Origin of the sequence: Hyunsoonleella rubra, assembly GCF_042684665.1 — a bacterium.
Lineage (GTDB): Bacteria > Bacteroidota > Bacteroidia > Flavobacteriales > Flavobacteriaceae > Jejuia > Jejuia rubra.
Genome location: NZ_JBHULY010000014.1, coordinates 87,360 through 102,944 on the forward strand (window position 1 = coordinate 87,360; position 15,585 = coordinate 102,944).

12 protein-coding genes are annotated in these 15,585 nt (G+C 38.4%); 7 read left to right on the plus strand and 5 right to left on the minus strand.

The annotated features are described in order from the left end of the window. Positions 1 to 71: 71 nt before the first annotated feature. Positions 72 to 2,663, minus strand: coding sequence for a phosphoenolpyruvate carboxylase (locus tag ACFSR8_RS07965; protein ID WP_380290806.1), 2,592 nt, complete (start codon positions 2,661 to 2,663; stop codon positions 72 to 74). A gap of 321 nt (positions 2,664 to 2,984) precedes the next feature. Between ACFSR8_RS07965 and ACFSR8_RS07970 the strand changes: the two genes are divergently transcribed. The 4 genes from ACFSR8_RS07970 (at position 2,985) to ACFSR8_RS07985 (ending at position 8,282) form a co-directional block, all read left to right on the plus strand. Then, positions 2,985 to 4,793, plus strand: a complete 1,809-nt coding sequence (locus ACFSR8_RS07970; protein WP_380290808.1) for a hypothetical protein — start codon at positions 2,985 to 2,987, stop codon at positions 4,791 to 4,793. A 221-nt stretch (positions 4,794 to 5,014) separates the two neighbouring features. Continuing rightward, positions 5,015 to 5,941: a quinolinate synthase NadA gene (nadA, locus tag ACFSR8_RS07975; protein WP_380290810.1), complete on the plus strand. Its 927-nt coding sequence runs from the start codon at positions 5,015 to 5,017 to the stop codon at positions 5,939 to 5,941. A 3-nt stretch (positions 5,942 to 5,944) separates the two neighbouring features. After that, positions 5,945 to 7,513, plus strand: coding sequence for an L-aspartate oxidase (gene nadB / locus ACFSR8_RS07980; protein ID WP_380290812.1), 1,569 nt, complete (start codon positions 5,945 to 5,947; stop codon positions 7,511 to 7,513). A 40-nt stretch (positions 7,514 to 7,553) separates the two neighbouring features. Next, a complete protein-coding gene (locus ACFSR8_RS07985; protein WP_380290814.1) occupies positions 7,554 to 8,282 on the plus strand; it encodes a hypothetical protein in 729 nt (242 codons plus the stop codon). 88 nt (positions 8,283 to 8,370) lie between these two features. On the opposite strand, the gene ACFSR8_RS07990 is transcribed toward ACFSR8_RS07985, so the two are convergent. The 3 genes from ACFSR8_RS07990 to ACFSR8_RS08000 all read right to left on the minus strand — a co-directional run bounded on the left by ACFSR8_RS07990 (position 8,371) and on the right by ACFSR8_RS08000 (position 11,168). Then, positions 8,371 to 8,703 carry a single-stranded DNA-binding protein gene (locus tag ACFSR8_RS07990; protein WP_186557970.1) on the minus strand — a complete coding sequence of 111 codons (333 nt, stop codon included), beginning with the start codon at positions 8,701 to 8,703 and terminating at the stop codon, positions 8,371 to 8,373. Between the two features lie 388 nt (positions 8,704 to 9,091). Next, complete coding sequence (gene pckA / locus ACFSR8_RS07995; protein ID WP_380290816.1) at positions 9,092 to 10,687, minus strand: phosphoenolpyruvate carboxykinase (ATP); 1,596 nt, start codon at positions 10,685 to 10,687, stop codon at positions 9,092 to 9,094. 94 nt (positions 10,688 to 10,781) lie between these two features. Then, on the minus strand, positions 10,782 to 11,168 hold the full coding sequence (locus ACFSR8_RS08000) for a DUF423 domain-containing protein (RefSeq protein WP_380290818.1): 387 nt from the start codon (positions 11,166 to 11,168) through the stop codon (positions 10,782 to 10,784). A gap of 46 nt (positions 11,169 to 11,214) precedes the next feature. On the opposite strand from ACFSR8_RS08000, the gene ACFSR8_RS08005 reads away from it, so the two are divergent. Further along, positions 11,215 to 12,579, plus strand: a complete 1,365-nt coding sequence (locus ACFSR8_RS08005; RefSeq protein WP_380290820.1) for a saccharopine dehydrogenase family protein — start codon at positions 11,215 to 11,217, stop codon at positions 12,577 to 12,579. 101 nt (positions 12,580 to 12,680) lie between these two features. Continuing rightward, complete coding sequence (locus ACFSR8_RS08010) at positions 12,681 to 13,148, plus strand: Lrp/AsnC ligand binding domain-containing protein (protein ID WP_186557966.1); 468 nt, start codon at positions 12,681 to 12,683, stop codon at positions 13,146 to 13,148. An 84-nt stretch (positions 13,149 to 13,232) separates the two neighbouring features. Here ACFSR8_RS08010 and ACFSR8_RS08015 read toward each other — a convergent pair whose 3' ends face one another. Beyond that, complete coding sequence (locus tag ACFSR8_RS08015) at positions 13,233 to 14,777, minus strand: glycine--tRNA ligase (RefSeq protein ID WP_380290823.1); 1,545 nt, start codon at positions 14,775 to 14,777, stop codon at positions 13,233 to 13,235. A 105-nt stretch (positions 14,778 to 14,882) separates the two neighbouring features. Between ACFSR8_RS08015 and ACFSR8_RS08020 the strand changes: the two genes are divergently transcribed. Beyond that, the gene (locus ACFSR8_RS08020; protein ID WP_380290825.1) at positions 14,883 to 15,560 is read left to right on the plus strand and encodes a ComF family protein; all 678 of its coding nucleotides are present in this window, start codon (positions 14,883 to 14,885) and stop codon (positions 15,558 to 15,560) included. Positions 15,561 to 15,585: the final 25 nt, after the last annotated feature.

Here is a 15,585-nt window from a genome sequence, read left to right on the forward strand (position 1 = left end):
ATTTCTTAAAATTAAAAACCCCAATCTACTAAAGTAAATTGAGGTCATTTTTAATTTCAATTGTTTATGCCCTACGCCGAGTTTCTACTGGCATTAATATTTCCAAACAGAGAGCGCGTCACGATTTTTTCAAACAATAACTTTTCAGGATCATCTTTTGACACTCCGGCTTTCTCAAAATCCTGTACCTTTTTAAGGGCATATTGCTGAATAGTAAGCAATGGCAAAACAATGGACTCCCTTACTTCTATAGAAGCTTTTCCGGCAGGTTCATTTTCCATCAATTCAGAATATCCGGTAAGTTTTAGGAGCAAGCGATTGGTTTCCAAATATTCATTATAAATAATGGTCCAGAACTCGCCAAACTCCTCATCCTTTGCCATGTATTTGGTCAAATCGAAGAAGGATTTAGTTAAGGACATCATACTATTTTCGATCAAAGTTTTAAAGAATTTCGAGTTGTTGTACAAGTGCTCCACCTTTTCAAACTCTCCTGCGTCTTCATATTTTTTCAAAGCGGTGCCAACACCATAAAACCCGGGTACATTCTGTTTCAATTGACTCCAAGAGCCCACAAAAGGAATGGCCCTTAAATCCGAGAATACCAGTTTATCCGATTTACCACGTTTTGATGGTCGACTACCAATGTTAGTTTTAGCATAATACTTCAACGTACTCATGCGCTCCAGATATGGGACGAACATAGGGTGGCTCTTGAAATCTTTATACGTTTGATAACTTACTTCGGCCAAATCATCCATTACCGCCCTGTCTTCTAGGGACATACGGTTGCGTTCCCCATCAATTCTGTTCTTAATACCAGAACTCACGAGTTGTTCCAGGTTATATTGGGCGGAATCATTTGTGCCAAAATTGGAACTTACTGTTTGTCCTTGAATCGTAATCTGTACTTCCTTATCTTCAATGGTTGGGCCCAAAGACGAATAAAAATTATGTGTCTTTCCACCGCCACGTGCTGGCGGCCCTCCACGTCCATCAAAGAAAATAGCAGTAATATCGTATTTTCTAGACATGGCAGTCAATAACTCTTTGGCTTTGTAAATTCCCCAGTTAGCCATTAAGTAGCCTCCATCTTTCGTTCCATCCGAGAATCCTAACATAATATGTTGCTTGCTGCCCCGAGCTCTCAAATGAGCCATATACTCAGGGTTTTGGTATAATTGTTCCATTACCCCTGGCGCATTTTCCAAATCTGGAATGGTCTCAAACAAAGGCGCAACATCAACAGTTAAATCATCTTTAAATGCAACAATTCTAAGCATAGCAAACAATTGCATCACATTTAATGCTGTCTGATTGTTACTAATGATATATCGATTCGCTCCTCGTTCGCCATTACTTTTTTGGATGTCTTTTATAATGGCTATAGTTTTTAACGTGTTGCGTACCATTTCGTCATCGAAAGCTTCCAAGTCTTCAATGTCATCCGTGGCTTTAGATAGAATTTCAATCTGTTCGGCTTCCGATAAATCATGATAATTATCCGGAAAAGAAGAACTGCCCGTGGCAATCAAATGATCAATAACAGTTGTAAAAACTGCATGGTGAATACGGCTGTCCTGTCTAATATCCAAAGAGGCAAAGCGATATCCAAATAGATGCACACGGTTAATCAGTTGATTAATTTCATTCACATAGAGTGACTGGTGTTCATTGATAATAATATTTTGTATTTCAAGTAGTTCGTGCCTCAATTCTTTTTCGCTAATAGCATCTTCGTACTTTAAATTGATGCTATATTCATACATAATGGTTTCCAACCGGATAATACGATCCTCCACCCCACGGAACGTTAGCTTTTTTCTCAAATCCCTCAGATCCTCGTAGTATTTCTTTAAAATGGTCTTTTTGAGTTTTTTGGCCACCTTCATCGTCGTTTTCGGCTTCACAAATGGGTTGCCATCCCTATCCCCACCTGGCCAAAAACCAATGTTTATAATATCGTTGTGCTTCTTGTCGTCGGCATAAATATTATCCTGAATGTAGTTATAAATGTCACCAAAGGTTTTATAAAACACATTTTCCAAGTACCACATTAAACTTTTAGCTTCATCATAAGGAGTTGGTTTTTTGTGTTTGAAAAATGGTGTTTTACCCAATTGCCCAAAAAGGTTATTTATCGTTTGGAGGTCATTCTCCTTAATAGCCTTGGAAAGCGCGGTAATAATCCCTAAAACAGAACCCGGATAGAATTGGGTTGGGTGCGCTGTTAAAACAATACGCACCTTAAATTCTTCCAAAAAGGTCTTCAGTTCTTCCATTTTACCTTCAGATTGGGCCGAACCTTTTAAGTTTCTCATAGTACCGACACCGTCCATATTGTTTACCGTTGAAAAGGAGGCGTCTTCAATAGCATCAAAAAGTACCACCTGGCGCTCGATATATTGAATAAAACGAAATATCAAATTGATTTGACTCTGCTTATTTCGTCTCGCCTGATATTTTTTGAAAAAAGTTTCAACAATAGTCGTGGGATCATCTCCATTTTTAAAGCCCTTTTCACAGGTTTCATGAAACAAAGGCAACAAAACCCCTGCTTTTTTTACTGCATCAAATGGTAAGGTGGTGAATATGCTATTGTAAATATTATATTTTGAAAGTACGTTATGGTTAAATCGAATTAACTTTGGTTCTACAGACATAATTCAGTTTTAGAAAATAAGCCATAAAAATACTAAACGAAGAACGAATATCACAGCTTTGCAGGAGTTTTGCAGAAATTAAATTGATAGTGAGTTTAAGTTAATAATAATTAAAAAAATAGGCGTTAATCCTTATGTTTTCATTTTTATTCAAGCTAAACAATGGCAGTCAACTATTATTGCCTTGTATGATATATGTCATATAATGATAGATATTCCCTCATTACCTTTGCCGATCCATTTTATGGAGAGCACATAGGTTTGTGCCTTTAGTAATCTTGCCAGACAAGAACGGCTTGGTTGCAATAAAAACAAAAAAACATGAAAAAAGCACATTCTTTCCATATCCCCGTGATGGGAATTGGCTTCACTATCGACACACCGCTAAAAGTGGCCCAATACGGCATGGACTCTGTAATTTCATTAGTTGACGATATTTTGCTGGAGAAACTAAGGAAAATGTATTGCAAAAAGTTTGAAATGCCCTATCAAGAAATCACGGACAAAATAGATGATTTTAGGGCAAAACGAATCACCTCATATTTAGATTTAATTAGTGATTTAGCAGAAAAAAAGTTTGAGTCATTAAAAGATATGACCGCAAAAAAAGGTGATGAGCTTTTAGCTTACATCCACATGTTGCCCGATAATTCAAAACTAAAATCAGAATTTAAAAAATTGACTTCAAAAGGATTTAATTTTTCAGAGATTAAAACTTGGGCTTCCAACAATTTGGTCATGGGCGCAATTGATGTTAATATCATGACCAAGGTGGATAAGGATAATTATAAAAATAAGGAAAAGTTGCCTTCGGAATATAACGATGCCCATGCCGCTTTGCGAGGTTTTGCCAATAGTAAATTGAATTCTTCGGTGGTGCTTTCAGCAGGAATGAATCCAAGGCTGTATAGTTACATGGGGCAGTTTGATGATTTTTTTCCAGATGAAAATGGCGATTTTAAAAAGCGCGTCATTTTAAAAGTAAGCGATTATCGATCGGCACTTATTCAAGGAAAATTTTTAGCTAAAAAAGGACTTTGGGTGTCAGAATACAGAATTGAATCTGGGTTAAATTGCGGGGGTCATGCTTTTGCTACAGATGGATACTTGTTAGGTCCGGTTTTGGCGGAATTTAAAGAAAAACGAGATGAACTTCGGGAGTCCATACAAAGTGTGTTAAATCAAGAACTTGAAAATCAAAACAAAGTAGTCCCAAAACATGCATTATCCATTGAAATAACTGCTCAGGGAGGCGTAGGCACGGAAGAGGAACACACATTTTTGCTGGAACATTATAATTTGGATTCCGTGGGTTGGGGCAGCCCATTTTTGTTGGTACCAGAGGCCACTACTGTTGATAAAAAGACTTTGGATAAATTGACCAAAGCCAAAGAAGAAGATTTGTATTTAAGCGATATTTCACCTTTGGGCGTGCCTTTCAACAACTTAAAAGGCAATACAAAAGATATTGAAAAACAAAGACTTATCGATAAAAACAGGCCCGGAAGCTCCTGCCCTAAAAAGTTTGTTGCACTTAATAAAGAGTTTAAAGAATCTGGTATTTGCACGGCATCCAGGGAGTATCAATATTTAAAAATCAAGGCACTTGATGAACAAGGATTAGACGCAGAAAACTATCAAAAGGAGTACAATAAAATTATTGAAAAATCGTGTACCTGCGTAGGCCTAGGAACGGCCGCTTTGCTAAAGTATAATTTGGACACCAAAGTAGAAGGCGAAGGGGTTTCAGTTTGCCCGGGGCCAAATATGGCGTATTATTCAAAAGTAATGAGCCTTCAAAATATGACAGATCATATCTATGGAAGAACCAACATGGTGTCTCGAGATGATAGGCCTAATTTCTTCATTAAAGAACTCCATATTTACATAAACTATCTGACAAAAAGATTTGAAGAAGCCAAAACAGCCATGAATAGAAAAGAAGAGAAATACTTCAAAACATTTGTGTCCAACATGAAGGCAGGGATTGCGTATTACCAAAATATGTTTGGTACTGCAAAAGATCATTTTGAAGATATTAAAACCACGGTGCTAAATGAGCTTAAAGAATGTGAAATGGTTTTAAATCGAATTCAAAAAGACATTCAAAATCTGCCAATTAAGGCATAAGCCAAGACGTTTTCAAAATAAACACTTTCCTATTTTATTAATCAGCAAAGCCATTGATTAACAAAAATGTAATGATTTCATAAAAAATCTAACGGTTTTATATTCAGTGCTTTTTTTTAAGGAATTCGTATTTTACTAAAGTTTTTAATTAAGATATTTGTAACTTTAGTAATGTTGAATACCAGCTATTTAATATTTTACAATTATTGTCATAGATTAAAATGGATTTAGTTAAAGAAATAAACCGCCTTAGAAAAGAGAAAAATGCCGTGATTTTAGCGCACTATTATCAAGTGGGCGAAATTCAGGATATAGCGGATTATGTAGGAGATAGTTTGGGATTATCCCAAAAAGCGGCCGAAACCGATGCTGATATCATCGTATTTGCGGGAGTGCATTTTATGGCCGAAACGGCTAAAATTCTAAATCCTTCAAAAACTGTAGTTTTGCCCGACTTGAATGCCGGGTGTTCGTTGGCCGATTCCTGTCCGCCGGAAGCTTTTGAGAAATTTACAAAGGCACATCCCGATCATGTGGTGATTACTTATGTAAATTGCTCGGCGGAAATAAAGGCATTGAGCGATATCGTGTGTACGTCTTCCAACGCACTTAAAATTGTAAACTCCATTCCAAAAGATACTCCGATAATATTTGCACCAGATAAAAATTTAGGCAGATACATAATCAATGAAACAGGAAGGGATATGTTGTTATGGGATGGTAGCTGTATTGTTCATGAAGCCTTTTCCATGGATAAATTAATTAAGCTCCATCAAAAATATCCTGACTATAAAATCATTGCGCACCCGGAATCGGAAACGCATATTTTGGATACCGCAACTTACATTGGTTCCACTTCGGGAATGATTAATTATGTGAAGGAGCATCAAGACCAAAAGTTTATCGTAGCTACCGAAGCGGGGATTTTGCACAAGATGCAACAGGAAATGCCCAATACGGAGTTGGTTCCAGCTCCTGCCAAGGAAGATAACACCTGCGCCTGTAGCGAGTGCCATTTTATGAAAATGAACACCCTTCAAAAATTACACGACTGCCTATTGAACGAGTCGCCACAAATTGAGGTAGATCCGAACATAATTGAACGTGCCCTGTTGCCTATTGAGCGCATGTTGGAGCTTTCAAAATAAATTATGATTACAACTAACTATCTGGTTATTGGTTCCGGTATTGCCGGACTGACCTTTGCGGTGAAAATTGCAGAGGAGTTTCCAGATAGAAATGTGGTCATCGTTACCAAGGACAGTGAGGACGAATCCAATACCAAATACGCCCAAGGTGGTGTGGCCATTGTCTTGGACAAAGATCAAGATTCCTTCAAAAAACACATAAAGGACACCCTAGTTGCGGGCGATGGACTTTGCAAGGAAGAAGTGGTTGAGATGGTGGTAAAGGAAGGTCCACAGCGCCTAAAGGAACTGTTGTTGTGGGGCGCAAATTTTGACACGGACCCTGATGGTGAATTCAGCTTGGGAAAAGAGGGTGGCCATTCCGAATATCGCATCATCCATCACAAAGATATTACAGGTTATGAAATTGAACGGGCATTGTTGACACGCGTGCATCAATTGCCGAATATCGAATTATTGCCATATCATTTTGCGATTGATTTGATAACGGATCACCACATTAAAGATTCTGAAGCAAAACCAGAAACCTGTTATGGTGCCTATGTGCTCAATCAAAAAACGGGATATATTTTTACAGTGAAGGCTGATAGTACGCTTTTGGCAACGGGTGGTATCGGCAAGGTTTACGGGCATACCACGAATCCAACAATTGCAACAGGTGATGGTATTGCCATGGCCTATCGTGCCAAAGCACGTATCAAGGATATGGAATTTGTGCAGTTCCACCCCACCGCAATGTACGATACCGAAGGCGGGTCTTCATTTTTGATTTCTGAAGCGGTGCGTGGATTTGGGGCATATCTTCGGAATAAAAAAGGCTATCGGTTTATGCCAGACTATGACGACCGGGCAGAGTTGGCTTCTCGGGATATTGTATCCCAAAGTATTGATAATGAATTGAAGAAGTCGGGAGATCCACACGTATTTTTGGACTGTACCCATTTGGATATCGACAAGTTTAAATCGCACTTCCCAAATATTTACGACAAATGTTTGGAGCGCCATATCAATATTGAAAAAGACTGGATCCCTGTTGTACCGGCCTCCCATTATTTGTGTGGCGGGATTAAGGTAAACAAAAAGGGAAAGACAACTATTGAAAATTTATTTGCCTGCGGTGAATGCACTCGCACGGGATTGCATGGTGCCAACAGGTTGGCTTCAAACTCCCTATTGGAGGCCTTGGTCTACGCCCATAATATTTACAGGTATCATTCAAAAAGGGAATTAGAACTCATAAATGTGGACATTCCCCTTTGGAATGAGGAAGGCACCGTTATACCCAAAGAACATGTGCTGATTGAACATAATTTGCATGAATTGCAGGCGCTGATGCGCGATTATGTAGGTATTGTTAGAAATAATGCCAGGCTAAAACGAGCCATAAGGCGTTTGGATGTGATTTATAATGAAGTCGAGGACCTGTACCGCGAATCCAAAGTCACCACCTCATTGTGCGAACTGCGGAATATGATTAACGTTGCCCACTTAATTATTCAGCAGTCCTTGGATCGGAAGGAAAATAAGGGAGGCTATTTTAATAGTGATAATATTGAGGTGGTAATAGGTTAAGTTTACCCTTTGTGATATTTTGAGAGAAATGAGAAGTTTTTTGATAATTTTTCTTCTAGTTCTTAATTCATGTAATTCTGATAAAATTAGCAAAGCTGAATTGGACGCCTTTTCCGATATTGAAATTCAGTTTTGGACAGGAGATGAAAGAATTGTATTTCACTCAATGGATATTCTTAAAAGAGGTGGAAATATAAGAGCAATAAAAAAAAGTCCGCACTATTATTATGGCTCTGGGATGGACTCGACTTGGACAATTGAAATTGTGAAGTCGGACTTAAGATTAATCACTGAGTTTGTTAATAGGGCAAGAACAATTAAAGACACATGTTTGTTCAATTCTTCTTCAATTGACTACTACAATATTAAAACGAACGGGGAAGAAATAAAAATTGTTGGAAATTGTGATTGGAAAGGAATAGATTATGACAGTTTAGAGCATAAAATTTTTGAAGACAAATTCATCGAATTAAAACGAAAACGCGAAATCGTTGCTGATTCTTTGGCAAATAGTTTCTTAGGAGTCTGGGATGTTTCGGGTTGGGAAAACGGAGTTCTCAAAAATCGGAATATTCTTCTAACAAGAACAACTGCTAGCGAACCCAAAATTGAAGGGCGCTTTCGTTGGACTTTTGATGGAATAAAGGCGTCAGAATTCAAGAAAAAATTGGATATTGATGAAGGAAGTACTTTGATAGAAATTGGAGCTTCAACATACAAAGTGCTACATGTTGAAAATAATAAAATCGCACTAAGATATCTGTGGTAAATACTAGAAATAGGGCAGTTAGAAATTCTACAAAACAAAAAAAGGTGCTTCCCTCAAAGCACCTTTTCGTTTTGGGCAAAAAAAGATTTTACTTGCTCAGCATCAATAATTCGTTGCAAATTACTTCGGTTACATAGCGTTTTTCGCCAGCTGAGTTTTCATAACTTCTATTGGTTAGCTTGCCTTCAATGGCAATTTCTTTTCCTTTAGAAATGTAGTTTTCTACTACGTTTACCAATCCACCTTTAACAACAACATTGTGCCAGTAGGAGCGCTCAACTTTGTTGCCATTTTTGTCCTTGTAACTATCATCCGTGGCAATTGAAAATTTAGCCAATTTGTTACCATTGGAAAAGTTAATAATTTCTGGATCTTGTCCTAATCTTCCAATCAACTGTACTTTGTTTCTAAGTGCGTTCATAATTTTAAATTTTATTGTTTAACAGTTAATACCATTGAACCTTCATTGATTCAACACTGCAAATATGAAACAGCATCAAAAGTTTATTCGGTTATTACACGTTTAAATTCGTTTGTAAACATTTGTAGTCGTTTGTAAATGGATAATATTCCCCTACACCAGGGCATCTATACACGTGTTACCACAAGATTGAAAATAGATTTCATAAAACGGAAAAATCCGGTTTTTTTCTGTGAAGTATGCAATTTGTCCGACCGTCTTTCCCTTGTCGCTAACTTGGTGATATATCCCTAACACCATGATTCTAGGTGCTGGTAAGAAAACCCGAATATGAAAAAAGCACCATAACTATGGTGTTGCTAAAACTTATAAAAATTAGCTAGCATGGTTAAAACCCATATCGCTGAGGACCTCCTCTTCTAATTTCCTCCGAGCAGTGTTCTTCAAACTTTTTAAAGTTGTGACGAAAGGCGTTCGTCAATTTAAAAGCCATAGTGTAATACGCTTCGTCGTCATTCCAAGTCTGCCTTGGACTCAGTACGCTAGTTGGTACTCCCGGACAAGTTCGCGGTTGTGCCACACCAAACACGGAGTGGATATGGTAATCGTCGTAATTGTATAATCCTAATTTCCCATCCAATACCGCCTTTATCATGGCTCGGGTGTATTTCAATTCCATTCGCTTTCCAACACCGTAAGGACCTCCTGTCCAACCAGTATTTACAAGCCATACATTCACTCCGGCCTCAATCATTTTTTTGCTTAACATTTCGGCATACTTTGCTGGATGCAGGGGCATAAAAGGCGCGCCGAAACAGGCCGAAAACGAAGGCACAGGCTCTTTTACTCCAGCTTCGGTCCCTGCTACTTTTGCAGTATAGCCCGAAATAAAATGATAGGCCGCCTGACTTGGTGTTAATTTTGAAATTGGAGGTATCACTCCGAAAGCATCCGCCGTTAAAAAGAAAATATTTTTAGGGTTTTTACCCAAGGAAGGTTCTTTGATATTTTCAATATGATGAATCGGGTAGCTTACTCTTGTGTTTTGAGTAATTGAGGTGTCTTCAAAATCGACATTTCCCTTTTCATCTAAAATCACATTTTCCAGAATGGCACCTTTTTTAATGGCATTATAAATTTCAGGTTCCTGTTCCGCAGATAGGTTAATGACTTTTGCGTAGCAACCTCCTTCAAAATTGAAGATTACATCTTCATTGGTCCAGCCATGCTCATCATCTCCTATAAGGCTCCTATGGGGATCAGTAGAAAGCGTTGTTTTTCCAGTACCCGACAGCCCAAAGAAAACAGCCGTATCCCCATCGGGGCCAACATTGGCACTACAGTGCATCGGCATGGTGTTTTTGTCAACAGGAAGAATAAAATTTAAGGCCGAAAAAATACCTTTCTTAATTTCACCCGTATAACCCGTACCTCCAATCAAGGCAATTTTTTTTGTGAAATTTAGAATGGCGAAATTATGTTGCCTAGTACCATCCACGGCCGCATCGGCTTTAAATCCTGGGGCATTCACTACGGTCCATTCTTCCTCAAAATTTTCCAATTCTTCTTCTGAAGGACGCAAAAACATATTATAGGCAAACTGATTACTCCAGGGATATTCATTAATGACTCGGATGTTCAATTTATAATTGGTGTCCGCACAAGCATAACAATCGCGTACAAAAACTTCTTTTTCCGAAAGGTAATCTACCACTTTCTCATAAAGCTTATCAAACTTTTCCGGACTAAACGGAATATTGATATCTCCCCACCAAACTTTATCTTTAGTAACAGCATCCTTAACGATGAATCTATCCTTTGGGGAGCGACCAGTAAATTCACCCGTTTTCACCGCCAAGGCTCCTGATGACGCTTCAACCCCCTGCCCTTTTTCAATCGTTATCCGATGTAGCTCATCGGGCGATAATTGATAGTTGACCTTTGCATTTTTAATGCCATAATTCGCTAAAGAAATTCGTTTCATAACAAAATTTAAGTTCGCCAAAATATTTCAGTGAAAATAATTATTGCGCAAAAATATGATAATTATTTATACTGAAATTATAATATTCTTATTTTTAGGGTCTATATTTTATGAAATTAACAAATATTAACACCCAAGCCATGATCAGTAATAAACCTCCTATTGGTGTAATGAATGCTATTGTTTTAAAATCGAAAGCCGAAAGTGAGTTTGTTGCCAGACCATAAATTGAACCCGAAAAAAATACAATTCCAGCTAAAACTAAATAAAAAATAGCAGTTTTGAATTTTGACGCCACTTTTTTTGAACCACCAACGAATAAAAGCAATAAAGCATGATACATTTGATAGCGCACGCCTGTTTCAAAAGTTTGAATGGCCTCGTCAGAAATCAGGGATTTCAAACCATGAGCCCCAAAAGCACCCAAAACAACGGAAAGCAAACCAAGGATGGATGCTATAACTAATATTTTTCTATCCATTTAATTTCTTAATTTACATCAACAAATCTAGTTAACAAAAAACAATATGCGAAAGATTTTAATCATCGGTTTTGGAAAGTCCTCCCCGTATCTTTTGAAATATCTTTTGGATAAATCAAAAACCGAGCAGTTACATATCACTGTGGCAGATGTAGATATTAAAAGGGCAAAATCCCTTATAGGCAAACATCCCAATACTAATGTTGTTTCGCTCGACATATTTAATGCCGATGAGCGTGAAAAACTGATTAAAGCCTGCGACATCGTTGTATCGATGCTACCTGCACGATTTCACATCACCATCGCCAAAGATTGCATCACCTTTAAAAAACATATGGTGACGGCCTCCTACGTAAGTCAGGAAATACATGCCCTACATAACGAAGCAGTTGCAAAAAACATCATTTTAATGAATGAAATAGGTGTTGATCCTGGCATAGATCATATGAGCGCCATGCAGGTTTTGAATGATATTCGCTCAAAAGGGGGCAGTATCATTTTATTTGAATCCTTCACTGGGGGTTTGATAGCTCCCGAAAGCGATAACAATTTATGGAACTATAAATTCACATGGAATCCTAGAAACGTGGTTACGGCTGGGCAAGGGGGCACTGCGAAATTTATACAAGAAGGCGCTTATAAATACATTCCCTACCAACGCCTATTTAGGCGAACCGAATTTTTAGACATTGAAGGTTATGGCAGATTTGAAGCCTATGCCAACCGGGATTCCTTAAAATATCAAAATGTCTATGGACTTGGCGACACTAAGACACTTTACCGCGGCACAATGCGCCGGGTAGGCTTTAGTCGGGCTTGGCATATTTTTGTAATGTTGGGGATGACCGATGACAGCTATACTATTGAAGATAGTGAGAATATGAGCTACCGAGATTTTACCAATGCATTTTTGCATTACAGCCATAAAGATTCCGTGGAACTAAAATTGAGGCACGAACTAAAAATAGACCAGGACGATATTGTTTGGGACAAACTGGTGGAACTGGATATTTTCAATCCGGATAAAAAAGTGGGGCTTAAAAATGCTACCCCGGCACAAATCCTTCAAAAGATATTGATGGACAGTTGGACCTTACATCAGGACGATAAGGATATGATTGTGATGTACCACAAGTTCGGCTACGAACTTAACGGAAAAAAACGCCAAATAGATGCCAATATGGTTGTTATTGGAGAAGACCAAACTTATACGGCCATGGCAAAAACTGTAGGGCTCCCTGTGGCAATGGCAGTATTGGCCATTCTGAACGGCAATATCACTACCCCTGGTGTACAAATCCCAATTACCAAAGAGATTTACAACCCTATTTTGAACGAATTGAAAACCTTTGGGATTTCATTCAGAGAGAAAGAATTGCCTTACCTTGGCTATAACCCATTAAATGACTAGATATTTTTGAAGTTTGGTTTCGTATCGCATTAAGCATAGAGCTTATTTTTATTCCTAATTGAAATCAAATGATTACTTTTGCCTTTTAATCCATAAGCTAAATGAAGAAAAAAGACCAACTAACCACCATTGACGGCATCGACAAGAAAATCCTTAGAACTCTAATGGATGACGCCAGAACACCTATTTTGGAAATTGCTAGAAACGTAGGCATTTCTGGTGCGGCCATTCACCAGCGTCTTCGTAAATTGGAAAAATCTGGGCTAATTGCAGGCTCAAAATTTGAAGTAAACCCAGAAGTTTTAGGCTTTGACACGATGGGCTTCGTAGGCGTATATTTTGATAAGGCTGCCGATGCCCCTATGATTATAAAATTACTGCAACGCGTTCCTGAAGTTTTGGAATGCCACTACACTACAGGCAATTGGAACGTATTTCTAAAAGTACTTTGCAAAAGCAACGACCACTTGATGAAAGTACTCAATACCATTCAAGAAATTAGCGGGGTTTCTAGAACTGAAACTTTTATTTCGTTATCCGAGCTATTCCATCGACAGATTAAGATTTAAATTAAAAAATCCCAAACTTATAGGTTTGGGATTTTTTATGCTTTAAAATCTGATCCCGACCAGTCGGAACCGCTTTCTTAGGAACTATGCCATCTTCATTAACCAATGGCGGACATCCACTTCTTTTTTGATTAGTTCTCTTAAATCCTCAATTTTCACACGCTGTTGTTCCATAGTATCCCTATGACGAATGGTCACGGTATTGTCTTCCAAAGTATCATGGTCCACCGTAATACAAAATGGAGTACCGTTAGCATCCTGTCTTCTGTAACGTCTTCCCACTGCATCTTTCTCATCATAGATTATATTAAAATCCCATTTTAGCTCTTCAACAATTTTTCGTGCTATTTCAGGTAAACCGTCTTTTTTCACCAGTGGTAACACAGCAGCTTTTATCGGTGCTAATACACTTGGTAACTTAAGTACAGTTCGAGCAGTGCCATTTTCCAATTCCTCTTCTTGAAGCGAATTTGAGAATACGGCCAAAAACATACGGTCCAAACCAATTGAAGTTTCTAGCACATAAGGCACATAGCTTTTATTTTCCTCCGGATCAAAGTATTGTAATTTCTTTCCTGAATATTTTTCGTGTTGGCTTAAATCGAAATCAGTCCTTGAATGGATACCTTCCAATTCCTTAAATCCGAATGGGAACTTAAACTCGATATCCGCGGCTGCATCGGCATAATGGGCCAACTTTTCGTGGTCATGAAAACGGTAATTGTCGGCTCCCATCCCCAAAGACAAATGCCATTTTAGTCGAGCTTCTTTCCAATGCTCATACCATTCGGCCTGAGTACCCGGCTTGATGAAGAATTGCATTTCCATTTGCTCAAACTCTCTCATTCTGAAAATGAACTGTCGTGCTACAATCTCATTCCTAAAAGCTTTTCCTGTTTGTGCAATCCCAAATGGAATTTTTAAACGGCTTGTTTTTTGAACGTTTAAAAAGTTAACGAAAATACCCTGTGCCGTTTCCGGACGCAGGTACAAATCCATGGCATTATCAGCAGAAGCACCAAGCTTGGTGCCGAACATCAAATTGAACTGTTTTACGTCCGTCCAGTTTTTGCTTCCCGTCATAGGGTCGGCAATTTCCAACTCCTCAATCAAAGCCTTTACGTCAGCTAAATCTTCATTTTCCAAAGATTTTGCCATCCGCGACAAGGTCTCATCAATCTTCTTTTGATAACCTAAAACACGGCCGTTGGTGGTTACAAACTCTTCTTTATTAAAAGCATCACCAAAGCGTTTTGCCGCTTTGTTAACTTCTTTTTCAATTTTGCCCTCAACCTTCGCACAATAATCTTCAATCAATACATCGGCACGATAGCGTTTTTTAGAATCCTTATTGTCAATTAAGGGATCATTAAACGCATCCACGTGGCCAGAAGCCTTCCAAGTAGTAGGATGCATAAAAATCGCCGCATCGATGCCCACAATATTTTCGTTCATCTGCACCATCGCCCGCCACCAGTAATCGCGGATATTCTTCTTTAATTCTGCTCCATTTTGAGCATAGTCGTAAACCGCGCTCAACCCATCGTATATCTCACTGCTTTGAAACACATACCCGTACTCCTTTGCATGGGAGATGACCTTCTTAAATGTATCGTCTTGATTTGCCATAGGTGCAAAAATAAAAAACCGCCTTAAACTGCAACGGTTGTTTCAAGAAAAATAAAGACTTGCCTCAATTTTTTACTTAAGTTTACAGTTCAATCAAACCGATTCATGCTAAACTCCGTTGTAAATCTATTTTTCCCAAAGGTATGTCATGCCTGTTCCAATAATTTATCCGATAATGAGGATACGATTTGTATGGATTGCCGACACGATTTGCCCGTTACGGATTTTCATTTTGATAGTGATGACACGGTCAAAAATGTATTAAAAGGAAGGGCAAAAATTGAGAATGGAACGGCTTTATTTAGATATGAAAAGCATGGCCCCGTCCAAACCCTAATTCATAATTTAAAATATAAAGGACAGGAACATATAGGTGGGCTTTTAGGTGGATGGCTGGGTGGCGAATTGAAAACAGTAGAAGCCTATCAAAATATTGATTTGGTGATTCCCGTTCCAATGCATCAAAAAAAACTAAAAAAAAGGGGATACAATCAAGTAACTAAATTTGGGCAAGAAATAGCTGAGGCCTTGAATATTGAATTTAGGGAGGATGTATTAGTGAAAATTACCAACACCAAATCCCAGACCACCAAAGGACGCTTTGCACGCTGGACCAAAAACAACGAACTCTTCGGCTTAAAAAATGTTTTTGCCATCGAGAACAAGCATGTTTTATTGGTAGACGACCTAATTACCACGGGCGCGACCCTCGAAGCTTGTATAACCGTTTTGAACCAGGCCAAAAACCTAAAAGTTAGTATAGCCACAATGGCAATAGCCTAAAAAGAATAGCGTTTAAGCATAAAGT

Coding starts and splice junctions, on each gene's coding strand:
- ACFSR8_RS07965 (WP_380290806.1), bottom strand. CDS start 2,663: ATGTCTGTAGAACCAAAGTTAATTCGATTTAACCATAACGTACTTTCA.
- ACFSR8_RS07970 (WP_380290808.1), top strand. CDS start 2,985: ATGAAAAAAGCACATTCTTTCCATATCCCCGTGATGGGAATTGGCTTC.
- nadA (WP_380290810.1), top strand. CDS start 5,015: ATGGATTTAGTTAAAGAAATAAACCGCCTTAGAAAAGAGAAAAATGCC.
- nadB (WP_380290812.1), top strand. CDS start 5,945: ATGATTACAACTAACTATCTGGTTATTGGTTCCGGTATTGCCGGACTG.
- ACFSR8_RS07990 (WP_186557970.1), bottom strand. CDS start 8,703: ATGAACGCACTTAGAAACAAAGTACAGTTGATTGGAAGATTAGGACAA.
- pckA (WP_380290816.1), bottom strand. CDS start 10,687: ATGAAACGAATTTCTTTAGCGAATTATGGCATTAAAAATGCAAAGGTC.
- ACFSR8_RS08000 (WP_380290818.1), bottom strand. CDS start 11,168: ATGGATAGAAAAATATTAGTTATAGCATCCATCCTTGGTTTGCTTTCC.
- ACFSR8_RS08005 (WP_380290820.1), top strand. CDS start 11,215: ATGCGAAAGATTTTAATCATCGGTTTTGGAAAGTCCTCCCCGTATCTT.
- ACFSR8_RS08010 (WP_186557966.1), top strand. CDS start 12,681: ATGAAGAAAAAAGACCAACTAACCACCATTGACGGCATCGACAAGAAA.
- ACFSR8_RS08015 (WP_380290823.1), bottom strand. CDS start 14,777: ATGGCAAATCAAGACGATACATTTAAGAAGGTCATCTCCCATGCAAAG.
- ACFSR8_RS08020 (WP_380290825.1), top strand. CDS start 14,883: ATGCTAAACTCCGTTGTAAATCTATTTTTCCCAAAGGTATGTCATGCC.